Source organism: Sphingobacterium sp. SG20118, from assembly GCF_044740685.1.
Classification (GTDB): domain Bacteria; phylum Bacteroidota; class Bacteroidia; order Sphingobacteriales; family Sphingobacteriaceae; genus Sphingobacterium.
Genome location: NZ_CP172826.1, coordinates 2,934,208 through 2,957,225, shown reverse-complemented (window position 1 = coordinate 2,957,225; position 23,018 = coordinate 2,934,208). Strand labels below are relative to the sequence as shown.

Below are 23,018 nucleotides of genomic sequence, written 5' to 3'. Positions count from 1 at the left end.
ATTATGAAAGCAAAAATTGGTATTAAAGAAGTAGATTTGGCTAAGGTAGCCGCTATTTTAAATAATCTATTAGCTGACGAGAGTATCGTATATCAGAAAACGAGAAATGCACACTGGAATGTAGAAGGTCCTGATTTTCATGCGGCGCATCTATTTTTGGAAGAACAATATAATGAGTTGGCTGAAATCATTGATGAGGTAGCCGAGCGTATCCGTAAGATTGGACATTATGCAGTGGGGTCATATTCAAAATATTTAGAAATGACTCATCTACAGGAAACCCAATATGAGCATACAGATAGTAAAGGTTTTTATAAGGAATTGCTGTCAGATCACGAGTCTGTTATTATGAATATAAGAGGAAATTTGGATGCTGTCGATAAAGCGGGAGACCAAGCATCAGAAGATTTCTTAGTGGGTTTATTGGCGCAACATGAAAAAATGGCGTGGATGTTACGTGCCCATACAGCTTAAGATATAACATAATGTTTAGGAAAGCAGTAATCATTTCGATTACTGCTTTTTTTTTGGTAAATGCAGTAAATACTGCATGATAATTGTTAAACCAAAGGTATACTTGTAAATTAGTTTTCTATTTAGATATGCGTTACCATCTTGTTCTAATCACTTTTCTTTTTTTATTTTCATCTTGTGCAGAATCTCTTGTGTTGCAATCAACAGGAGTTTTACAAAATGCTTCTAGGATGCATCATTTAAAAAATGGTGACCGCGAAATTATTTTCATTCCCATGCGACATTTAGGTAAGCGCAATTATTATGATTTTATTCAACATCATGTCGATTCTCTTCAAAAGGAAGGCTTTGTTGTCTTTTATGAAAGCATTGCATACCAGGTCGATAGTGCGCAACAAAGAGATTTATATGATCGGAAATTCAGAAAATTGGTGGGACACGTTATGGGCAGTACGAAGTTATATGAAAATTCATCTGATACCTCCAGGATATTAATGGCCCCTATTTATCGAAATTTAGGTAGTCGAATCATTCAACAGCCGGAGTATTCATTTTTTAAGGTAGATTATAATAATGCTGTGGTGGCGGATATACCCAAAAATGTATTGCTGGATGAATTTGAGTATACGTATGGTGATATTGTTTTGGATTCTTGTGACTGGAATACCCCTCTAAATGAATCTTATACTTGTAAACCGATAAAACCGAGGTTGAGAATTCTTTTCGACAAGGAATTTATTATGAAAAGAAGAGAAGAAAATTTAGCAGCTTTGGTTTCGGATGCTGCGCAAAAGAAAATTCTGATTATGTTTGGGGCTGCGCACTACAAAGGCTTCTTGAGACATTTGAGAGAGCGTAATCAGGATTGGAAAATTGTTAAATAAAAAAATATGGAGAAATTGTTTATTATCATTTTGGTTCCTGCTGCTATTTACTTTGTCTATTTTCTATTAAATAAAACAGAGAAAAACAGTAAAGCCATTAGAAGGGTTTTGAGTCAGGAAGGTAAGGGTATTTTAGAAAAGGAAGTGTCTTATTATCAGCGTCTGAGTGCTACCGATAAAATTGAATTTGAAGAACGTTGCCTGCATTTTTTGGACCAGATTGCTGTCGAAGGAGTCGGGGTTGAAGTTTCTTTAAAAGACTACATGCTTGTTGCAGCAAGTGCTATCATACCTGTTTTTGCTTTTAAAAAATGGGAATATGCCAACTTAACAACAGTAATGCTCTATCCAAATACATTTAATCCAGATTACCAATTTGAGGGCAATCAAGATCGTACCATTTTAGGTATGGTTGGAGAAGGCGCTATGAACGGTCAAATGATTTTATCAAAAGCAGCGCTAGAAGCTGGTTTCGCAAATACAAAAGATGGCCAAAATACTGCCATTCATGAATTTGTCCATTTATTGGATAAGACGGATGGGGAAGTGGACGGTTTACCTGATTTTTTAGTGGATCATACTTACACCTTAGCTTGGTTAGAAATGATACGAAAAGAAATTATCAAAATTCAAGATGGTAAATCGGATATTGATCCATATGGTATTACGAATAGAGCCGAGTTTTTCGCTGTAGCATCTGAGTATTTTTTCGAGAATCCAGATCGCCTAAAAAGTCACCATCCCGATTTGTATAGAGCTTTATGCATCGTTTTTAAACAGGATCTAAGCTTCGCTTAATTCTGAAGGGGGAAATTCCCATAATTTGATTTTAGCCGAATTATTTATCATTTTCACATCAATACGGAGGTGAAAATGATATAAATCGCTTGTGGTTTCTATTGAACAGATTAACATTAGCATTGCCGTCTCAAAACGAAAGCCCTTCAAATATTTGAAGGGCTTTCGTTTTGAGACGTATTCCCAGGTATTATAAGAAACCTATATGGCCTCTAGCAATTGTTTCTCATGCAATTCAAAGTATTGTCCCTTTAAGTTCATGAGTTCTTCATGAGAACCCTCTTCTGCAATTTTCCCATCATCTAAGACAATGATTTTATCCGCATTTTTGATTGTAGACACACGATGAGCAATAAAAACGCAGGTTTTTCCTTTCATGATACGACTTAGAGAAGTAAGTATCTGCTCTTCCGTCTTGGTATCTACTGCTGATAAACAATCGTCAAAGATTAATATCTTAGGCTCCTTAATTAGTGCCCGAGCGATAGAGACTCTTTGTTTCTGTCCGCCCGACAATGTAATGCCACGTTCGCCCACAGACGTTTCAAAACCCTCATCAAATGCGATGATGTTTTCATACACAGCTGCATCTTTAGCCGCTTGCTCCACCTGTTCTTGCGTAAAATGGTCAATTCCGAAGGCAATATTGTTACTGATGGTATCCGAAAATAGAAAAATTTCTTGGGGTACAAAACCTATCTGTTGTCTTAAATCTTGAAAATCAAGCTCTGGAATAGGGGTGTCGTCGTATTTAATACTCCCTTTGTCGATATCATACATACGGAGGAGTAGATTGGCTAACGTCGATTTTCCAGAACCCGTCTTCCCAATAATAGCAAGAGTTTTTCCTGCTTGAATATGGAAAGATAGATCTTTGATAGCTTGAATGCCGGTTTCTGGATAGGTAAACGAAATGTTCTCTACTTTTAGATCCCCAGTAAGTGTTTTTCTATTTGTTCCATTAACAATCGGTGAGTTTGTGTTCAAAAATTCATTAATTCTTTTTTGAGAAGCTGATGCTCTTTGGACTAGTGAAGTTACCCATGCTAAAGACATGGCAGGGAAGGTTAATTGGTTGACGTAAATAATGAATTCAGCAATATTACCGGCGGTAATCGTTCCTTTTGCAACTTCAATACCACCGACATAAATTGTTATAATTGTACTTAAGCCTACGAGCAATAATATTAAAGGAAAGAAAACAGCTTGTACCTTTACCAATGACAAAGCAGTATTTCGGTATATTGTACTCTCGTCTTCAAAGGCATCCATTTTATATTTTTCGCGATTGTATGTTTTAATAACTCTAATTCCAGCGAAATTCTCTTGTACAAAAGATGCTAAACGAGCCAGTTGTTTTTGAATTTTTTCACTTCTCTTGTTGATGATTTTATTGACGAATAAAATAACAACTGAAAGGATGGGGATAGGGATAAGCGCATAGGTCGCCAAGCGCGCATTGACGTCATACATGGCATAAATGACCATAATCGATAAGACAACAGTATTGATTGCATACATGATGGCAGGCCCCAGATAATTCCGCACCTGATTGACATCTTCAGTAGCCCTACTCATTAGATCTCCTGTATTGTTCCGCCTAAAAAAAGCAAAATCTAATTTTTGATAATGCCTATAGATCTCATTTTTTAAATCATATTCAATATGACGCGAAGTCAAGATAATCGTCTGGCGCATCATAAAAAGGAATATACCTCTTAGTAAGGACAGTAATAATACAACTGCTCCAAAAAACAACAAACTTGAACCAAAAACCTTATAGATGAGTTCCTGTCTTTCAAATCCATTATAGAGTTTATATAAATAGATGTTTTCCTGAACCAGGTCAAAAGCCTCACGAATGACTTTTGCAGGAAGGATACCAAAGTAATTCGAAATGATGACGAAAATAACACCTGGAACTAATTTCCAGCGGTACTTGTAGAAGTATTTATTTAAATAAGCTAATTCTTTCATATAATAATACAAATGTAAAACATATTCAGCATTTAATTTTCAATTTTCAGAACTTAAACTGTCATAGACAATTCATAAGTTTTGGAATTATTTTCAAAGAAAAATTTAGTGTGAAATATATTTTCTATTTTTGTTGTCAAATTACCATAAGTAAAACTTGAAGCATAATTTTATGTCAGCAACGCAAACTCCAATTTTCGAATTATTGGGCCAATTTGGTCACCAAAATTTATTTTTTTGTAATGATGAAGTAGTTGGTTTGAAAGCAATTGTCGCTATTCATGACACGACGTTAGGTCCAGCGATAGGAGGTGTTCGCATGTTGCCTTATTCGAGTACAGAAGAGGCTATCGAAGATGCACTTCGACTGTCTAAAGCGATTACCTATAAGTCCGCTATTAGCGGTCTTAATCTAGGAGGAGGGAGTGCCGTTATTATCGGAAATCACCGAATTGATAAAACGGAGGTTTTACTTCGAAGATTTGGACAATTTATTGAAGGATTAAATGGTAATTTTATTGCTTCGATAGATGTTGGCATTGGACAACGTGATTTGGAGCATATCTTTACGGAAACATCTTACGTAGCAGGACTTCCTAAAGCCATAAATGGGGGAGGAGACACTTCTATGTTTGCAGCACAGGGTGTTCTCTATGGAATAAAAGCATCTTTAAAAGAGCTATATGGTTCGGACAGTCTAGCTGGACGAAAAGTCATTGTGCATGGTATCGGGAGTGTTGGAGAACGATTAATCGAGATGTTACGCGAAGAAAACTCACGCGTATATGTAAGTGATATCACAGAAGATCGAATGCTTAAGATAGCCGCTAAATATAAAGTCGAAACAATTGCATTCGATAAAGTTTTTGATTTTGATTGCGATGTTTACGCCCCTTGTGCACTTGGAGGTACAGTTAACCCAGAGACAGCCTCAAGAATGCAATGTAAAATCATTGCAGGCGCTGCGAACAATCAATTGAAGGAAGAATTAATGACCAGTAATATCCTGCATGAAAGGGGTATTTTATATGCGCCAGATTACTTAATTAATGCCGGCGCGTTGGTTAGTTGTTATTCAGAAATACAAGGATATGGCGCTGATCATACCGAATTTGTAATCAAAAATATCTATAGCGCAACACGCGAAGTTTTCCAAAAATCGAAGCAAGAAAATATTTCTTCGTTCCAAGCTGCTAATGAAATCGCAGAAAAGCGTATCTTTGACATTCGAAAACTCAAAAGATAGAGTGAAAATAAAAAAATACAATCGTTCTTATATACAAATCGTTCTTTAAAATACTATGTTAAATAGAAGACACCTAAGGGTCAAAGTAGTGCAGACGCTCTATGCGTACAGTTTATCTGAAGATAAAGATATTAAAGCCTTCGAAAAGGCATTGTTGCAAAATGTGGATGAAGTGTACGAAATGTACATTTGGACTTTGAATCTCCTGGATGAAGTGACAGACTATGCATTAATTGATGCAGAAGGTCGTGCCAATAAGTTTTTACCAACTGAAAAAGATTTATCACACAACACCAAATTAAGTAGCAATACTTTTATTGAGTCTCTTAGACAGAATCCACAATATGGAGAAGCTGTGAAAAAGTATGACGTGTCATGGGGCTTTGACCCAGAAATAGTTCGCACTGTTTTTGCACAATTAAAACATACGGAGGATTACGCCTATTATATGCAATCTTCAGATCGTTCAATCGCCGTTGAGAAGGATATCATTAAATTTATTTTCAAAAAAATTATTTTGAAATCTCCGGTTATCGAACAGGTATTTGAAGAAAAGTTTATCAACTGGCCAGTGGATAAAGAAGTTTTGCAGGCATTAATTGCTAAAACATTCAAAAACTTTAGTTCAGAAGAACCAAGACAAAATAAGTTGGCAGATCTTACCCAAAATTGGTACGATGATAAAGATTTCATTTTGAATCTGATTGCAAAAACAATCCGTTATACAAATGAATATCAAAAAATGATTACGGAGAAAACGAAAAATTGGGAATCGGATCGTATCGCACTAATGGATACTTTATTGATGCGTATGGCGATTTGTGAGTTGGTGAATTTCCCTTCTATCCCAGTGAAAGTTACTATCAATGAATATATTGAAATCTCTAAGGTATTCAGTACATTAAAAAGTAATACTTTTATTAATGGTATTTTAGATAAAATTTTGAGTGATTTAAATCAAGATGGCCGTATTCAAAAACAAGGTCGTGGATTGAATAATTAGAAAGATATTTATGAAAAAATTGAACTATTCACTTTTTTTGGCATTAGGCATTTGGACATTGAGCTCATGTGGTTCAAGTACTAAAAGTGAAAACACATCTACAGACTCAACGATGACTGTAGCGGATCCTTCTGCAAATAATGAAGCAGCATTAGGAGCTATTGGAACCATTGAGTTTGCAGAGCCTGCATTCGAATTTGGACAGATTAAAGAAGGAGAAGAGGTAACACATATCTTTACGCTAGCGAATACTGGAAATGCACCTTTGATCATTTCAGAAGTAAGAGCATCTTGTGGATGTACTCAACCGGAGTTTTCTAAAAACCCTGTTCTTCCGGGAAAAACCTCAGATATTAAAGTTACCTTTAAAAGCGAGGGTCAGGTCGGTAAGCAACAGAAAATAATAACCATTCATTCTAATGCATCAAATGGACTCACAACTGTTCAATTAAAAGGTGAAGTATTAGCAGCTAAATAACTAAATATAAAAAAGATAACATATGAATACAGTTTTTTTACAGGCGGGAGGAGCAGGAAGCGGATTGATGAGCTTCTTACCGATGATTCTTATCGTGGTTGTTTTTTATTTCTTTATGATCAGACCACAAATGAAGAAACAAAAAGATCACAAAAAATATATTGAGGAATTAGGTGTTAATTCTCAAATTATTACAAATGCGGGTATTCATGGCCGTATTGTTGAAGTTTCAGAAACAACATTTTTAGTTGATGTAGGTTCTGGTGTAAGAATTCGTTTCGATAAATCAGCCGTTGCACTAGATGCTTCAAAAGCAGCCAATGCAAAAGCATAATTAAATATACATGTAGAGAAGCCGATCTTATCACAATAGGATCGGCTTCTTTATTTTGACGCGATAAGATTGACTTGTATTTCATCAGGATATCAATGTCAAAATGTTTAAGTTTGTATTATGGCAAGTATTATTCGTATCAGCAAATCTCAAAAAAGGAAATTAGTAACGTTTACACGTTGTATTCTTATTTCTTTATTTGCATGGTTATTATTTTCAATTTCAAATGAATATATAATTACTGTAAAAGCTGGGATTGAATATGTGAACTTGCCAGAGAAGCGTGCTTTCCATCCACAACAATCCGATACAGTTAACATTAAATTGAAAATGACGGGATGGCAAGTTTTGTTTTCCAAGATTAAATCGGAAGTCCCGACCGTGCATGTAGATATCAGTAGCCTAAAGACTAAAAATTGGATTGTTTTCTCAAATCAGATTGGTTTCATTAATCGTCAGTTTCCGCACGAGCAACTGGTGGTTTCTGTCAGTCCAGATACATTATACTTTGACTTTTCAAAACAGACCCAACGTAAGGTACCTGTAAGACCTATGGCTGACATTAATTTTAAAAAACAGTATGGTTTTATTGGTGAAACGCTTGTAAACCCCAAGTATGTGACGATTTCAGGACCTTATGAAGATGTTGCGAATATTGAATATTGGGATACAGATACAATAAGGGGCAAAGATGTTGAAACAGACTTGCGAACGGTTGCTTATTTAAATCGGAAACCAGAGAGCTAATATCAATGTCTATCCAACATCTGTAGAGGTATTGATGCCAGTTGGCGAATTGACTGAGAAAATTATAGAACTTCCATTGAAAGTTGAAAATAACACGCATTTTAAATCTGTAAGAACTATGCCAAGTAAAGTCGCAATTACAGTCCTGATGTCTGTAAAAGACTATAATAATTATACAGCAAGAGATTTCGAAGCTGTAGTAGATATTCATGATTGGGAGGAGGCTAAGGTGAAATACTTACCTGTTATTTTGACAAAAGTACCCGATTTCTGCTCTGTTTTACGAGTCGAGCCACAAAATGTTGATTTTTTTGTACGTAAATAATATGGGAATCAAAGTAGGTATAGCTGGTGGAATCGGCTCAGGAAAAACGATTGTATGTCAAGTTTTTAAAGTTTTAGGGATTCCTATTTATAATGCAGATTTGGAAGCAAAGTTGATTATGAATAAAAGTGATCAAGTTCGGATGGCGATTATCAAGGCGTTTGGAGAGGAGTCGTATCATGATGGTTTACTCAATAAGGAATTTATATCCACTCAGGTCTTTAATGATTCAGAGAAACTAAAACAGTTAAATAGCATTGTCCACCCTGCCGTGATACAAGCAGCTGAAGATTGGGCTGAGGTACAAACGGGTCCATATTCATTAAAAGAAGCTGCCATTCTTTTTGAAAGTGGCTCTTATAAAAAGGTTGATTATAGTATATTGGTAACGGCTCCTATCGACCTAAGGATAGCTCGTGTTATGCAACGTGACCACGTGACCAAAGAGCAAGTGCTAGCAAGGATGAATAGTCAAATGTCTGATGAAGAAAAGGCTAAGCTAGCAGATTTTGTGATTATTAATGATGGGATAACAGCAGTTATTCCACAAGTGATGGCCCTTCACCATCAATTTCAGAAATAAAATTTATGTTAAATATTTTATCAGACTTTCTGGTTAGAAAACCAGAAGGCTACTATTGTCAGTATGGGGATTTTTATATTGATGCTTTACTGCCAGTTCCGGTAGATGTTGTTTCGCATGGTCATGGGGATCATGCAAGACCTGGACATGCAACGATATATTGTACGGATGTTACTGCGGCAATTATGCGTTACCGCTATTCGCAACAACCTTTGTCAAGTTATAAGACGATAGCTTTCCGTCAAACTTTTAAGATTGGTGCAGTTGCATTAACGCTTATACCGGCAGGGCATATATTAGGATCAGCTCAAATTTTAATGGAGTATAAGGGTGTCAAGTATCTTTATACGGGTGATTATAAGCTGCAGGAGGATGCGACATGTGAAGCAATTGAGGTGGTGCAAGCAGATGTCTTAATTACAGAATGTACGTTTGCAGATCCAGAAGTAGTCCACCCGGATCCTGTTGCGGAGATAAAAAAATTGAATGACCAGCCCTTCAATATCTTGTTGGGGACATATGCACTTGGAAAAGCACAACGATTGACGGATTTGATTAATAAGCACTGTCCAGAGCGTAGGGTGTTAGTTCATCATGGTATTGCTCCATTGCATCGTATTTATGACGACATGGGGCTTAATAAGCTAGTTTACGAGCAGTATAACAGAAGAGAGATGAAGATCGGCGAACCCAATAAGGTGTATATGGTGCCGCCGATGACTTTCAATAGCTACATTCGAGCAACTAAAGTTGTCCGAGCTTTTGCATCAGGGTGGAAAAGATTGCAGCAGAATAACGACCTGTCACTCTATATATCAGATCATGTAGATTGGAACGATATCTTGTTTTTTATCCAAGAAGTAAAACCGAAAGAGGTATGGACTCTTCATGGAGATGGCCGAATATTGAAACAACATTTTGAAGGTGTACTTTCAGTAAGAGATATTTATTAATTCTTTTTATTTCAGGTATTTAACCACATTTGTTTAAATTTTAGCTTTAAACAAATGTGGTTATTTTTTTTACAGAATTTCTTTTAGATCTTATCAATAAAAAGCAGACTACTACCCCTGATAGGACCAAGAGCAGACTAAATGGAAAAATGAAATTCATACCAAATTGTTTTGCAATCAGTCCAACTAAAGGGCCCGAGATGCCAAGTGATATATCGATGAACAGGCCATACGCTCCCAATGCAGCACCTTTGTTGGCCGCTGAGGCGCTATTGACAGCTTCAACGCCAAGTGCTGGGAATACCATTGAAAAACCTAAACCCGTAATAGCCGCACCAATTATAGTCAGAAACGGAGAGGGCGCGAAAGAAATGAGTAATAAACCAAAACTTTCAATCACCATACAAAAAAGTGCTATTTTAATCCCTCCAATCTTATTAATGCTGTTGGTCAATACGAATCTTCCTAAAACAAACATCGTACTAAAGCAGGTGATACAGAGTGCTGCATTATCCCAACCTTTGTAATTGTAATAAAGCGTAATAAAGGTGGATATCGTACCGAAACCTATTCCTGCTAAGGCAAGCCCCATTCCAAAGGGAGAGACTGCTTTGAGCACAGTGAAAAAGGAATTTCTTATTTCTTTTGAAACCGACGAAAGGGCTTTTTTATTTAGAGTAGAAGCGAGCCCAACACTCCCAATAAATAGGGTCAATGCCGCTATAGTCCAATTGCCAAATTGTTGCGATAGAATAACGCCTAATGGTGCGCCTATAGCCATGGAAACTGTAGTTGAAGATACCATTATACGAAATTGCTGTACTGGTATGTTGGTCCCCAACACGCAAGATTGCCCAATTGACAGGACTAGCACCCACCATTCCTTCTCCACAACCCGTAAGTAATCGAGATAATGCAAGTAGAGAGATGGAAAGCAAGGGAGACGCACTGGTGTAAAATGCCGCCCAAAGTAATATGCCCGTTATCATAAAGCAAATCATGCTGATAATAACTGCTGGTTTTGGACCCCTTTTGTCTACGATCGTACCGGCATAGGCACGCATAAAAAAGGTCATGATATATTGTGAACCTATTACAGCACCCGCTATAATCGTATTGTAACCTAAAGTTTCATGTATGAATATTGGAAGAACAGCTAGCGAAAGGCCAATAGTGAAATAGCCATAAAAAGTTAATATCGCGTAGCTAGCAATCTGAAAACGGTAATCAAGAGCCGTTTTTTGTAGAGATTTTGATAACATGTTGCAAAGGAAGGAAACCTTATGGGGATAAAAAAATAAAACCCAAAATTACAGCATAGAATTTTGGGTTTTATCGAGAATCATTACCAGCCTTTTATCGCTCCGCCCTTGAAGATTTTCTTAGCAGTAGCTTCAACTTCAGCAGATTGGTATGCTTCGATGAATTGTTTGATACGTTCATCATTGCGATTATCTTCCCGAGATACGATGAGATTCACATAGGGTGAGTCTTTGTCTTCCGAGAATAAACCTTCTTTATCTGGGCTTAATCCAGCTTGAGCAGCAAATGTATTGTTAATGATTGCAATTATTACTTCTTTATCATCTAAAACTCGTGGTAGTTGCGGCGCTTCCAATTCCATGATGTTTAACCGCTTAGGGTTATCCACGATATCTGTCTTTTTAGGCAGAAGGCCAACATCATCTTTTAATTTTATTAATCCTTCTTTTTGTAATAAAAGCAAAGATCTTCCACCATTTGTAGGGTCATTGGGAATTACGATAGTGGCGCCGGGTTGCAATTCGCTTATCGATTTTATTTTTTTAGAATAAGCGACAATAGGAAAGACAAATGTATTGGCAACTGCTGCTAATTTATAGCCGCGTTGTCTCGATTGTTCTTGAAGATAAGGTAAGTGCTGGAATGAATTGATATCGATATCACCTTGGTTTAAAGCTTCATTCGGGATTACATAATCGCTAAAGCTTACAAGTTCTACATCAAGATTGAACCTTTCTTTAGCAATTTTTTTTGCGGTCTCCGCCAACTCTTGCTCTGGGCCTGCTACAATTCCTACCTTAAGTACCTTTGAATCTGTTTTTTTTCCGGTACAAGAGACCAGAACAAATAAGGTCAATGCGAGTACGCAAATTTTAGAATGTAATCTCATAATTATTTAAAATAGAATGTTAACGATGATTAGCTTTTTTAGACAAATAATCTCCTGTAAATTGTAGAATAAATACAATTAAAATTAGTAAAATTAATACGGCATTCATAATAAATGTGTCATAGCCAATATAACCATATTGATAGCCAATCTGTCCAAGACCACCTGCGCCTACTGCGCCTCCCATAGCTGAATAACCAACTAAGGTAATCAATGTAATCGTCAGATTATTAATGAGTGATGGGAGTGATTCAGGAAGTAATACTTTGTATATTATTTGTGTTGTTGTGGCTCCCATTGCACGGGCAGCCTCAATTAATCCGTTCGGGATTTCCAAAAGACTATTTTCGACCAAACGGGCTATAAATGGAGCTGCAGCAAAACTGAGTGGGACTAAAGCAGCATTGACACCAATAGAAGTTCCAACGATCTGTCTGGTAAAAGGTATCATCCAAACAATAAGGATAATAAAAGGGATAGAGCGGAATATATTGACCAATAGGGCTAATAGTTGATGTATAAACTTATTCTCATGTAACTGATTTTTTTGAGTTAAAAAAAGAAAAATACCAGTTGGTAGACCAATCACAAAGCCAAAAAAGCCTGATAAAAAAGTCATCACAACAGTCTCTATTGTACCCTTAATCAATAAATCTATAACTGTCTCAGACATATCCTATGATTTCAATTTGTGAATAATTTGATTTTAAATAGTGGAGGCTATCCGCAATCTTATCTGAAGGGCCGATTAGTTCCAAATTCATTATGCCAAATTTTATTGAGCCCACATAGTCAATCTGAGCACTGATAATAGCTACTTCAATGCCGTATTGGTCGTGTAGTTGCTTTATTATTGAAGTTTGACTGTGGTGTTCAGCGAGATAAATTTGCACAATAGGACGCCCACTTTCTTTCAATCGCTCTTGATAGATGGCCGGTAATTCCGCATGAAGGGATGACTGAATGAAATGTTTTGTTAAAGCTTCTCTCGGTGATGTGAAAATTTGTTCCACAGTACCTGTTTCAATAAGTTGTCCTCCATCAATAACAGCAACTTGATCGCAAATAATCTTAATGACCTCCATCTCATGTGTGATGAGTAGAATGGTCAAATTAAGCTTCAAATTGATTGCTTTAAGCAACTGCAAAATGGATTTCGTTGTTGCAGGGTCCAGTGCACTGGTTGCTTCATCGCATAATAATATTTCCGGATCACTAGCTAACGCCCTTGCAATCGCTACACGTTGTTTTTGCCCACCAGAAAGGCTGGCAGGATAATCATGTGCTTTGTCTTCAAGACCTACCAAAGCTAACAGTTCCATTACTTTATCGTTGATTTTACCCTTTGATTCTCCGATAAGTTCTAATGGGAAAGCAATATTTTCATAAACTGTGCGAGAAGATAATAAATTGAAATGTTGAAAGATCATTCCAATCTTTCGACGCTGTTGAATCAGATCTTGATTTGATAAAGCCATTAAATCAACACCATGTATCAAAATTTGTCCCGTATCTGGTTTTTCCAGTAAATTAACACATCTGATTAATGTGCTTTTTCCTGCGCCAGAACTGCCGATAACACCAAATATTTGTCCCTTCGGAATAGATAAAGATACTTGATCTAAAGCCTTCGTAAACTTATTTTTTACCGCAAATGTCTTGGAAATGTTAATTAATTCTATCATTTAGTAGAGTAAAAACTAATCTTACAAAAAAACCTTTCAAACATGTCCTGAAAGGCTAATATTTTTTTAAGCAATCCGACAACCTAAAGCTCGTCCAGCGCTACTTTAGCGCAAATGTATCAAATGTACCCTTAAATCACAATACTTATTCTTCAAATTAGAGATTTTTGATGCATTCCTCATTTAAAAGTGGGTATTTAAACTGAAAACCTGTATCCAGTATTTTTTGGTTACTTACTGTTGTGCTATTCAGCAGTACCTCTTTTCCCATCTGTCCTAAAACTAGTTTTATAGCAAATGCAGGAACGGAGACAGGAAGGTAGAATCGGCCTATTTTTTGCTTTGCAAGACGACTAAGGATTGTTTTTTGTGGCAGGACTTCCGAACTTACAGCATTGTAAATTCCGGATATATTGTTATTGCGAATTGCAGTCAAATATAATTGACAAACATCATCAATATGAATCCAACTCATTTTTTGTTTACCAGATCCTAAGTGAGTTGCTACTTTATACCTAAATGATTTGGTTAACTCTTTTAGTGCACCTCCATGTTGACTAAATACGACACCCAATCTAAAAATGACCATGCGTTTATGAAGAAGTTCTATTGGCCTGATACTATCTTCCCAAAGCTTACAGGTCCAGCTCAAAAAATCCGTTCCTTGTTCCTCGTTCTCAGTAAAGGCATGTGTATCCGATTTATCTTCACCATACCAACCAACCGCAGAGGTAGAGATGACAGCCTTGATCTTATTGGGGATTTGTTGCAGTGCATCTGCAATGAGCTTACAACTGCTCACCCGACTGGAAATAAGTTCCTGGCGTCGTTTTTTAGACCAACGTTTATCTGCAATAGAAGCTCCAGCTAAGTTGATGATATAATCAGCTTGCCTTATTGCATTATTGTTTATTTTTTTTGCATCAGGATCCCAGTGTAGGTGTTGCATCTGATTGGTTTCTTGATTTAACATCGGATTTCGACTGAATATGATGACACGATAGCCTTCGCGTATAAGCAGCTCTGCTAAACGTTTACCAATAGTTCCCGTTCCTCCAGCAATAATGACTGTTTCCATATGATCACATCTCCTATATTTAAAAAAAATAAGAATTTTTCTAAAAGCAATTTAATTCATATTTATCATATTTCCAGTCTTATTCAATTTGAAAATTGGTTATTTTGCTGCACATAGTTGGAGAGAATTGAATTATATGAATTATTTTGAAGAGCTTATAGTACTTTTGGATACCGAACAAAAGTTTGACCGTGAGCAATATGAGTCCTTGTTGTTAAAGTCTAGCTTAAGCGAAAGGAAACAAAAAGGTGTTACTTGGTTTCCCATTCAGATTAAGGGAGATGAAATGGGGAGAGGCGATTATTTGACTATTACATTGGGTAAAACAAATGATTTGGATGAACCACATCGGTTTCGTTTTGGAATGCCTGTGGTGCTCTTCTCTAACCACGATCCTAGATTGGATCGTTTGGAAGGATTGATTTCATATGTAAGCCGCGATACGATGAAGATTGCCCTCCGAGTAGACGAATTACCCGAATGGACCAGAAATGGGAAATTGGGAGTGGATTTGTTATTTGACGAAAATTCATACAAAGAGATGCATGATGCTCTGAAAATAGCAAAAGATTTTCGCCTAGATTTGCAAAAGGGTAAATTCATCAGAGCAATAATAGGTGAGGATGAGTTGATCGCATACCCTAAGAATGCCTGTGATAACGATGCAAGTTTAAATCAGAGTCAACATGAAGCTATTTCACATATTTTAAGTGATAATCCAATTTCGATTGTGCATGGGCCGCCTGGTACTGGAAAAACCACAACGTTGATAAAAGCTGTCCAGGCATTGTTGAAAAAAGAGAACAAGCAAATTCTGATTGTAGCGCCCAGTAATACGGCGGTTGATGTATTGACCGAGAGATTGGATGCTATAGGTGTTTTAGTGACACGTATTGGCAATCCCGTTAAGGTTTCAGATCATTTGCAGCAATTGACGTTGGACGCACAGGTGGATCTTCATCCAGCCAATAAAGAGGTGAAGCTCTTGAAAAAGCAATCTCGAGCTTATATGGATATGGCTCAAAAGTACAAACGAAGTTTTGGAAAGGCGGAGCGTGAACAGCGTAAAGCACTATTTGATGAAGCGCGAAAAATAGCGAGAGAAATCGGCCAAATCCAAGATTTTATGGTTGAAGATATTTTGAATAAAGCCCAAGTTGTGACCGCGACTTTGGTGGGTTCAAATCAGTATAGTATTAGAAATAGGACTTATGAAGTCGTCATCATTGACGAAGCTGCTCAAGCATTGGAGCCAGCCTGTTGGATTCCAATATTGAAAGCAAAAAAGTTGGTGCTTGCCGGAGATCACTGTCAACTCCCACCTACTGTAAAGTCGAGTTCGAATAGCAGTGAAGGCCTTTACTATACACTATTTGAAAAGTTAGCAAAACGTTATCCTGATCATGTAACCTTATTGAATGTGCAATATCGGATGCATGAACAAATCATGAGATTTCCGTCGGAAGCTCTTTATAATGGCAATTTATTAGCTGGAGAACAGGTGAAAGGTTGGACTTTAATTGCCGATGATGAACCCGTACTGTATATCGATACAGCTGGAGCTGGCTTTGAGGAAGAACTGGAATCGAACGCGATCAGTAATCCTGGAGAAGCTAATTTCTTAAGACGTCATTTAGCCGAGCTCCTAGCAACGCTTTCAAACCATTATGGAGAAGGCGACTTCCCGAGTATAGGTATTATTGCTCCGTATCGACGACAAGCCATATTGCTCCATGATGCAGTATACGCTGATCCAACTATTAAGGCCTACGCTAAATATATTCAAATCAATACCATCGACAGTTTTCAAGGACAGGAAAAAGATATTATTTACATTAGTCTCACGCGTAGTAACGAACAACAGACGATTGGTTTCTTGTCAGATGTGCGGCGGATGAATGTCGCTATGACAAGAGCAAAGAAAAAACTAATCGTGATCGGTGATAGTGCGACAGTAGGTAAGCATGAGTTTTATGAAAATTTCATGCAATATATGGAGACTATTGCACATTATCATAGCGTGTGGGAATGGGAGATGGAGTAGGTATATAACGTTGTGGCGAATTAATCTAACTTTATTTTAGTCAAAATTAAGTTAATCTGTTATTTTAGCGGATTAATTTAACAGCATACAATCAATATGAAACAGTATTATCAAAGTAAAGAACTTGTTTTTAAAACACGTTGGATGACAGATGAGGGATTCTATTTTTCAGAAAAGGAGTTGGAAGATACTTCATTAGAAGCGTATCTAAGCGAGTCCAAAACACTGGAAGATGATATTATATATATTCCCTTTAGTCAAATAAAGAAGGTGATTCCAATTGCTGGTAATGAGCCACCACTTCTTGATATTGAAGTATTCGACGCAAAAGCTTACCAAGCAATCGTTGCAGATTTCGAAACTGAATCTCAATTGGAGGACGCTATTAAACAAATTGAAATCCATTCAGGCCTGAAAGAAAGGGTAGAGGTTATTAAAAATAAGGCTTGGATAAGAAATCTGTTGTATACAATAGCTTCGGCATTTTTTGGTTATTCATTAGTCATGATGGCGAAGGAAATAGAGTCGGGGATAACGCTCGATGTAAGTGGGAAAAGGTCTGGTATTAAGCATGTTTTAGCTTCAATTGCCGAGCAGCTAGGTGTTTTAGGATGTCTGATATTAGCAATTGTTATCGTTTCGGGGTTTGCTTATTTCACCTATACAATCTATAAAAGCTCGAATACAAAAAGAAATGTTTGGGGAAAATAGCAGTAACAAGCTTAAGTGTTCAAGATGTATTTCAAATTATAGTTGAGTATTACCAAAATAAAAGGGGCTAACGCTAATGCGTTGGCCCCTTTTATTTTGGTAATAGCCTTGGTGCCTTTATTCTGCTATTTCGTTTTTATTTAAGAAAACAAATTGTCCATCAAAGACATCCAATTGGATAATGGCATCTTTATTCACCTTACCGGAAAGAATTTCTTTGGATAACTCATTCAAAATTCTTTTTTGGATAACCCGTTTCAATGGACGAGCACCATAAATTGGGTCATAACCCAGTTGTGCAAGCCAATCCATTGCCTCATCAGAAGCCGTAATAAATATATTTTGTTCAGCCAGTTGCTTTTGTATATTGCTAAACTGCATCCGCACGATACTCGCTATCTCATTTCTGCTTAGAGGTGTAAACATAATGATCTCATCAATACGGTTCAAGAACTCTGGGCGAATTGATTTTTGCAACAGCTCAAACACTTCGCCTCTAGTTTTTCCAATGACCTCATCTCTGTTGTTATCATTCAATTGAGAGAAATTCTCCTGAATGATATGCGACCCAGTATTGGAGGTCATGATGATGATGGTATTTTTAAAATTCACCGTCCTACCTTTGTTATCGGTTAGATGACCATCATCCAATACCTGCAGTAAGATGTTGAATACATCAGGATGGGCCTTCTCAATCTCATCTAATAGAACCACTGAGTATGGGCGACGACGAACTGCTTCAGTCAATTGTCCACCTTCCTCATAACCTACATAACCCGGAGGCGCTCCAATAAGACGAGATACCGCATGGCGTTCTTGGTATTCAGACATATCAATCCGAACCAATGCATGTTCATCGTCAAATAAGTATTCCGCTAAAGCTTTCGCCAGTTCAGTTTTACCCACACCGGTTGTCCCTAAGAAGATAAAGGAGCCGATTGGCCGTTTAGCATCACTCAGTCCCGCTCTTGATCGACGTATAGCGTCAGCAATGGCTTCTATAGCTTCTTCCTGGCCGGCAACACGTTTATGTAACTCCTCTTCTAGAGAAAGTAGCTTATCTCGCTCAGATTGAATCATCTTATTAACCGGGATACCAGTCCATTTCGATACCACATCGGCGATATCCTCAGAGGTTACTTCCTCTTTTAACATGCGTTTGCTACCTTGTTTCTCTGCTAATTCTGCTTTTAATTCTTCGACTTTATCTTGCGCATCTTTGATTCGGCCATAACGAATTTCTGCTACCTTGCCATAATCTCCAGCACGTTCAGCTTGATCAGCTTCTTGCTTGTAGTGCTCAATATTTTCAATTTCTTGATTGACACTATCAACCAAAGTTTTTTCCGATTGCCAAGCAGCGCGCAAAGAATCGCGTTCGGCAGATAAATTTGCAATCGTTTCAGAAAGTTCACTCACTTTCTTTTCATCTTGTTCCCGCTTAATCGCCTCTCGCTCGATCTCTAGTTGCATAATCCGACGGTTCAATTCGTCAACAACTTCAGGTACCGAATCCATTTCTAAACGTAGTTTGGAAGCTGCCTCATCCATCAAATCGATTGCTTTATCGGGTAAAAAACGATCCGAAATATAGCGTGTAGACAATTCCACCGCTGCTATGATAGCCTCGTCTAGTATGCGTACCTTATGGTGCGTTTCGTAGCGTTCTTTCAGTCCACGTAATATCGAAATGGCATCTTGGGTAGTAGGCTCATCGACCATTACCTTTTGAAACCGGCGCTCCAATGCTTTATCTTTTTCAAAATATTTTTGATACTCGTTCAGTGTTGTTGCTCCAATGGCGCGTAATTCACCACGAGCTAGTGCAGGTTTTAGGATATTTGCAGCATCCATAGCTCCCTCACCACCACCAGCCCCAACTAGGGTGTGGATCTCATCAATGAATAAGATAATTTCACCATTGCTATCAGCAACCTCCTTAACAACGGCTTTTAACCTTTCTTCAAATTCACCTTTGTATTTAGCGCCTGCTATCAGAGCACCCATATCCAAAGAAAATACAATTTTGGATTTCAAGTTTTCTGGTGCATCCCCATTGATGATGCGATGTGCTATTCCTTCGGCAATGGCAGTTTTACCAACGCCAGGCTCACCGACCAGAATGGGATTGTTCTTTGTTCTACGCGATAAAATCTGCATGACGCGACGTATTTCTTCATCGCGACCGATAACAGGATCTAATTTTCCAGATTCTACAAATTCATTTAAGTTACGAGCGTACTTACCCAATGCATTGTAGGTTGCTTCAGCATTTTGGTCCGTTACCCTGCTGTTTCCTCTTAATTCTTTAATAGCAAGTTTGAGGTCTTTTTCATTGACACCTTGGTCTTTTAGTAAGCTCGAAGTTTTATCACCTGCATTTAGAATCCCTAAAAGGAGATGCTCAACAGATACAAAATCGTCATTGAACTCCTTCAAGTAGTTTTGTGCCTTTTGTAATGCTGTATTTGAATTATTGCTTAAATAGACATTACTACCACTTACTTTTGGGAATCCCTCGATCTGCTTATCTAGCTCTCCACTTAAATAAGTGATGTTGACATTTAATTTCTTCAACAGATGGTTGATAACATTCTCGTCAACGGTCAACAATGCTTTAAGTATATGAGCGGTTTCAATAGCTTGCTGTTGATTACCGCTACCAATCTCCGAAGCCTTTTGAATCGCTTCTTGCGCTTTAATGGTGTAGTTATTGAAATTCATCGTGTTTTTTAATTTGATTTAATACATGAATAACAATCAAAATGCCATTCCTGTTTTTTTTCCTTTTTCGGAAAAAATGTCTCTTATTTTTATTGTGAAATGACAAAATTTCAGTTTTAGATTGTTTTAATGATCAAATTGACGTGGAGGATAAAAATAAATGACTTGATTCTCAGAAAATTATTGAATTATGCTGAAAAAAAATGCCGGAAAGCTTGATTATGTTGTAAAAGGTTTCGATATTTGCACCATCATAATTCGAAAGGGTTATTTAAAAAAGCCTCTTTAGCTCAGCTGGTAGAGCAACTGACTTGTAATCAGTAGGTCATTGGTTCGATTCCGATAAGAGGCTCTTTTTTAAACTTTCATCATGATGCCTCCTTAGCTCAGCTGGTAGAGCAACTGACTTGTAATCAGTAGGTCATTGGTTCGATTCCGATAGGAGGCTCAAAGGTCAATCTCAAACAGATTGACCTTTTTTTATTTTCAGAACTGGAGATTCGTTTTTTAAGCCAATCAAAAAGGGGTTCCATAATTATCATATGGAACCCCTTTTTGATTGGCACTTTATCCTTAAAAGTTTGGTTTTAATAGATATTTATCGTAGAATCTAAAGATATGGTCAGCAGCTTCTTCCGCTGTATCCACGATTCGATATAACTTCAAGTCCTCCTCGCTGATGTATTTATTACCTAACATGGTGTCCTGAATCCATTTGAAAAGTCCACCCCAATATTCTGAACCGACCAATACAATCGGGAAACGTGCGATTTTCCCTGTTTGAATCAAAGTGATGGCTTCAAACAATTCATCCATAGTCCCAAATCCCCCAGGCATCACAATATACCCCTGAGAGTATTTCATAAACATAACTTTCCGGACAAAGAAATAATTGAACTCTAATAATTTATCGCGATCGATGTATCTATTGTGAAATTGCTCAAATGGTAATTCGATATTTAATCCCACAGATTTACCGCCAGATTCATATGCTCCTTTATTAGCGGCTTCCATAATACCAGGGCCACCACCAGAAATGATACCATATCCACGCGCTGTCAGTAAGCTAGCGACATCGACAGCCATTTGATAATACTTGTGGTCTTGAGGCGTCCGTGCAGACCCGAATATGGAAACGCAAGGACCAATTTTAGCCAATTTTTCAAAGCCATCTACAAATTCGGACATAATTTTAAATATTTGCCACGAATCCTTTACTTTTATCTCTTGCCACGTCTTGTTTTCAAAGGCACTTCTTATTTTATCGTCTTTTGTAATATCCATTCTATAATGTTATTGTAAAAATTAGTATTCCCACCCATTTCAAGGGAATACAAGATAAGGAATATTTTTAATTCGAGCAGTTTCTTTGTCTAATATATTATTAAATTTGCAACATGAATTTTTCTTCTAAATTATTAGAAAACGCTGTGTCAGAGTTTGGACGATTACCTGGCGTAGGTCAAAAAACCGCATTGAGATTAGTTTTACATTTGTTGAAACAATCGGATGCTGAGGTGGGTAGATTTACGTCAACTATTAGTCAATTAAAGGGAGAAATTAAATACTGCCGTATCTGCTTTAATATTTCAGATTTTGATGAATGTGAAATATGTACTTCCTCAAAGCGTGACCATTCCCTTATTTGCGTTGTTGAAGATACACGAGATGTTATGGCAATTGAGAATACCAACTCATATCAAGGGAGTTATCATGTATTAGGTGGACTGATTTCTCCAATGGATGGTGTAGGTCCCTCTGATTTAAAAATAGATGCCTTGGTAGAACGTATGCAAAAGCAAGGCATAAAGGAAGTTATATTGGCATTAAGTGCCACTATGGAAGGCGATACGACTATTTTTTACTTATATAGAAAATTAAAAGAATTCAATGTTCAAATAACTACAATCGCTCGAGGTATTGCCTTCGGCGGAGAACTGGAATATGTGGATGAATTGACTTTAGGGAGATCAATAGCAACAAGAACACTGTATGAAAGGCCTGCTATATAGGGGCTGAAACCTTTATTTTTATAGTTGTAAAAGCTTTGTTACTCGACAAGGCTTTTTTTTGGCCTGCTTTTTAGTGAAAAGTCGTATTTTAACAAATTATTAAATCTTACAAAACCAATCTATCATTTATTAATTTAAGTATGAAAGAAAAAAATAGCTCCAGAAGAGATTTCTTAAAGAAATCCATCACAGGAGCAGCGGCATTTACAATTGTCCCTAGATTCGTATTAGGGGGGCAAGGATACTTGGCTCCAAGTGACCATCTCACGAAAGGTATTATTGGTGTAGGTTCTATGGGTCGTGGTCATTTTGGATACGCAGGAACAAAAACGGTAGCGATTTGTGATGTAGACACGAGGCATTTAGCTATTGCTCAACAAACGTTAGGTGGTGGTGTTAAGGAGCATCACGACTTTCGCGATTTAATCAAAAATCCAGAAGTCGATATCGTACATATCGCAACTCCTCCTCATTGGCATGGTTTGATGTCTCTAGAAGCAGCTCGTGCAGGAAAAGATATTTGGTGTGAAAAACCAATGACAAGGACCATCGGGGAAGGTAAAAAGGTTAAAGAAGCAATCGCGCAACATGGGAATATTTTTAGATTAAATACTTGGTTTCGTTTTAGTGATGATTTTTACGGAATGAATGTTCCTGTAAAAAAGATTAAAAAATTAGTGGATACCGGAATGTTAGGTTGGCCATTGAAAGTCACCATTAGCAAGCATACTGGTTTCGATTGGAAATTCTACTGGGTAGGTAAAGAGAATCTTCCTGTAGAGCAACCTCCTGCAGAAACTGGATTATGAA

General features: G+C 37.3%; 24 protein-coding genes and 2 tRNA genes. 17 read left to right on the top strand and 9 right to left on the bottom strand.

From position 1 onward, the window contains the following. The first annotated feature begins 3 nt into the window (after positions 1-3). The 3 genes from ACFX5U_RS13790 to ACFX5U_RS13780 all read left to right on the top strand — a co-directional run bounded on the left by ACFX5U_RS13790 (position 4) and on the right by ACFX5U_RS13780 (position 2,156). The gene (locus ACFX5U_RS13790) at positions 4-474 is read left to right on the top strand and encodes a Dps family protein (RefSeq protein WP_038699251.1); all 471 of its coding nucleotides are present in this window, start codon (positions 4-6) and stop codon (positions 472-474) included. 230 nt (positions 475-704) lie between these two features. Beyond that, positions 705-1,358, top strand: a complete 654-nt coding sequence (locus ACFX5U_RS13785; protein ID WP_144243330.1) for a hypothetical protein — start codon at positions 705-707, stop codon at positions 1,356-1,358. A gap of 6 nt (positions 1,359-1,364) precedes the next feature. Continuing rightward, positions 1,365-2,156 carry a zinc-dependent peptidase gene (locus ACFX5U_RS13780; RefSeq protein WP_038699247.1) on the top strand — a complete coding sequence of 264 codons (792 nt, stop codon included), beginning with the start codon at positions 1,365-1,367 and terminating at the stop codon, positions 2,154-2,156. A gap of 201 nt (positions 2,157-2,357) precedes the next feature. On the opposite strand, the gene ACFX5U_RS13775 is transcribed toward ACFX5U_RS13780, so the two are convergent. Continuing rightward, positions 2,358-4,133 carry an ABC transporter ATP-binding protein gene (locus ACFX5U_RS13775; RefSeq protein WP_400261075.1) on the bottom strand — a complete coding sequence of 592 codons (1,776 nt, stop codon included), beginning with the start codon at positions 4,131-4,133 and terminating at the stop codon, positions 2,358-2,360. Between the two features lie 172 nt (positions 4,134-4,305). Between ACFX5U_RS13775 and ACFX5U_RS13770 the strand changes: the two genes are divergently transcribed. The 8 genes from ACFX5U_RS13770 to ACFX5U_RS13735 all read left to right on the top strand — a co-directional run bounded on the left by ACFX5U_RS13770 (position 4,306) and on the right by ACFX5U_RS13735 (position 9,802). After that, on the top strand, positions 4,306-5,379 hold the full coding sequence (locus tag ACFX5U_RS13770) for a Glu/Leu/Phe/Val dehydrogenase (RefSeq protein ID WP_038699243.1): 1,074 nt from the start codon (positions 4,306-4,308) through the stop codon (positions 5,377-5,379). Between the two features lie 55 nt (positions 5,380-5,434). Beyond that, positions 5,435-6,382: a transcription antitermination factor NusB gene (nusB, locus tag ACFX5U_RS13765; RefSeq protein WP_038699241.1), complete on the top strand. Its 948-nt coding sequence runs from the start codon at positions 5,435-5,437 to the stop codon at positions 6,380-6,382. Positions 6,383-6,392: 10 nt separating this feature from the next. Beyond that, positions 6,393-6,860: a DUF1573 domain-containing protein gene (locus ACFX5U_RS13760; protein ID WP_144243329.1), complete on the top strand. Its 468-nt coding sequence runs from the start codon at positions 6,393-6,395 to the stop codon at positions 6,858-6,860. A 22-nt stretch (positions 6,861-6,882) separates the two neighbouring features. Further along, positions 6,883-7,194 (top strand): preprotein translocase subunit YajC, encoded by a 312-nt coding sequence (gene yajC / locus ACFX5U_RS13755; RefSeq protein ID WP_280566682.1) that lies wholly within the window; start codon positions 6,883-6,885, stop codon positions 7,192-7,194. Positions 7,195-7,314: 120 nt separating this feature from the next. Next, positions 7,315-7,941, top strand: coding sequence for a hypothetical protein (locus ACFX5U_RS13750; RefSeq protein ID WP_400261074.1), 627 nt, complete (start codon positions 7,315-7,317; stop codon positions 7,939-7,941). A gap of 34 nt (positions 7,942-7,975) precedes the next feature. Next, the gene (locus ACFX5U_RS13745) at positions 7,976-8,266 is read left to right on the top strand and encodes a hypothetical protein (protein ID WP_400261073.1); all 291 of its coding nucleotides are present in this window, start codon (positions 7,976-7,978) and stop codon (positions 8,264-8,266) included. A gap of 1 nt (position 8,267) precedes the next feature. Beyond that, positions 8,268-8,849, top strand: coding sequence for a dephospho-CoA kinase (gene coaE, locus ACFX5U_RS13740; RefSeq protein ID WP_038702732.1), 582 nt, complete (start codon positions 8,268-8,270; stop codon positions 8,847-8,849). A gap of 5 nt (positions 8,850-8,854) precedes the next feature. Next, on the top strand, positions 8,855-9,802 hold the full coding sequence (locus ACFX5U_RS13735; protein WP_400261072.1) for an MBL fold metallo-hydrolase: 948 nt from the start codon (positions 8,855-8,857) through the stop codon (positions 9,800-9,802). A gap of 46 nt (positions 9,803-9,848) precedes the next feature. On the opposite strand, the gene ACFX5U_RS13730 is transcribed toward ACFX5U_RS13735, so the two are convergent. The 6 genes from ACFX5U_RS13730 to ACFX5U_RS13705 form a co-directional block, all read right to left on the bottom strand. Next, a complete protein-coding gene (locus ACFX5U_RS13730; RefSeq protein WP_400261071.1) occupies positions 9,849-10,583 on the bottom strand; it encodes an MFS transporter in 735 nt (244 codons plus the stop codon). After that, a complete protein-coding gene (locus tag ACFX5U_RS13725; protein WP_400261070.1) occupies positions 10,471-11,064 on the bottom strand; it encodes an MFS transporter in 594 nt (197 codons plus the stop codon). Before ACFX5U_RS13725 ends, ACFX5U_RS13730 begins: the two co-directional genes overlap by 113 nt. 83 nt (positions 11,065-11,147) lie before the next feature. Next, positions 11,148-11,954, bottom strand: a complete 807-nt coding sequence (gene metQ, locus ACFX5U_RS13720) for a methionine ABC transporter substrate-binding lipoprotein MetQ (RefSeq protein ID WP_280566698.1) — start codon at positions 11,952-11,954, stop codon at positions 11,148-11,150. 19 nt (positions 11,955-11,973) lie between these two features. Then, entirely contained in the window at positions 11,974-12,627 is a 654-nt protein-coding gene (gene metI, locus ACFX5U_RS13715; RefSeq protein ID WP_038699227.1) for a methionine ABC transporter permease MetI, read from the bottom strand. Beyond that, the gene (locus ACFX5U_RS13710) at positions 12,620-13,639 is read right to left on the bottom strand and encodes a methionine ABC transporter ATP-binding protein (RefSeq protein ID WP_400261069.1); all 1,020 of its coding nucleotides are present in this window, start codon (positions 13,637-13,639) and stop codon (positions 12,620-12,622) included. The genes metI and ACFX5U_RS13710 overlap by 8 nt, the downstream gene beginning before the upstream one ends. A 157-nt stretch (positions 13,640-13,796) precedes the next feature. After that, positions 13,797-14,717, bottom strand: coding sequence for a TIGR01777 family oxidoreductase (locus tag ACFX5U_RS13705; protein ID WP_400261068.1), 921 nt, complete (start codon positions 14,715-14,717; stop codon positions 13,797-13,799). A gap of 88 nt (positions 14,718-14,805) precedes the next feature. Between ACFX5U_RS13705 and ACFX5U_RS13700 the strand changes: the two genes are divergently transcribed. Further along, positions 14,806-16,761, top strand: a complete 1,956-nt coding sequence (locus ACFX5U_RS13700; RefSeq protein ID WP_400261067.1) for an AAA domain-containing protein — start codon at positions 14,806-14,808, stop codon at positions 16,759-16,761. Between the two features lie 96 nt (positions 16,762-16,857). Then, positions 16,858-17,472, top strand: a complete 615-nt coding sequence (locus ACFX5U_RS13695; RefSeq protein WP_280566709.1) for a hypothetical protein — start codon at positions 16,858-16,860, stop codon at positions 17,470-17,472. 117 nt (positions 17,473-17,589) lie between these two features. Here ACFX5U_RS13695 and clpB read toward each other — a convergent pair whose 3' ends face one another. Then, entirely contained in the window at positions 17,590-20,196 is a 2,607-nt protein-coding gene (gene clpB, locus ACFX5U_RS13690) for an ATP-dependent chaperone ClpB (RefSeq protein ID WP_280566712.1), read from the bottom strand. Between the two features lie 279 nt (positions 20,197-20,475). On the opposite strand from clpB, the gene ACFX5U_RS13685 reads away from it, so the two are divergent. Then, a tRNA-Thr gene (locus tag ACFX5U_RS13685) sits at positions 20,476-20,548 on the top strand. A 23-nt stretch (positions 20,549-20,571) separates the two neighbouring features. After that, positions 20,572-20,644 (top strand) — tRNA-Thr (locus ACFX5U_RS13680). Positions 20,645-20,769: 125 nt separating this feature from the next. On the opposite strand, the gene ACFX5U_RS13675 is transcribed toward ACFX5U_RS13680, so the two are convergent. After that, positions 20,770-21,474, bottom strand: a complete 705-nt coding sequence (locus tag ACFX5U_RS13675; RefSeq protein ID WP_038702729.1) for a TIGR00730 family Rossman fold protein — start codon at positions 21,472-21,474, stop codon at positions 20,770-20,772. Between the two features lie 119 nt (positions 21,475-21,593). Between ACFX5U_RS13675 and recR the strand changes: the two genes are divergently transcribed. Then, complete coding sequence (gene recR, locus ACFX5U_RS13670; protein WP_038699215.1) at positions 21,594-22,208, top strand: recombination mediator RecR; 615 nt, start codon at positions 21,594-21,596, stop codon at positions 22,206-22,208. Positions 22,209-22,348: 140 nt separating this feature from the next. Then, positions 22,349-23,017: a Gfo/Idh/MocA family protein gene (locus tag ACFX5U_RS13665; RefSeq protein WP_400261066.1), complete on the top strand. Its 669-nt coding sequence runs from the start codon at positions 22,349-22,351 to the stop codon at positions 23,015-23,017. Position 23,018 lies beyond the last annotated feature (1 nt).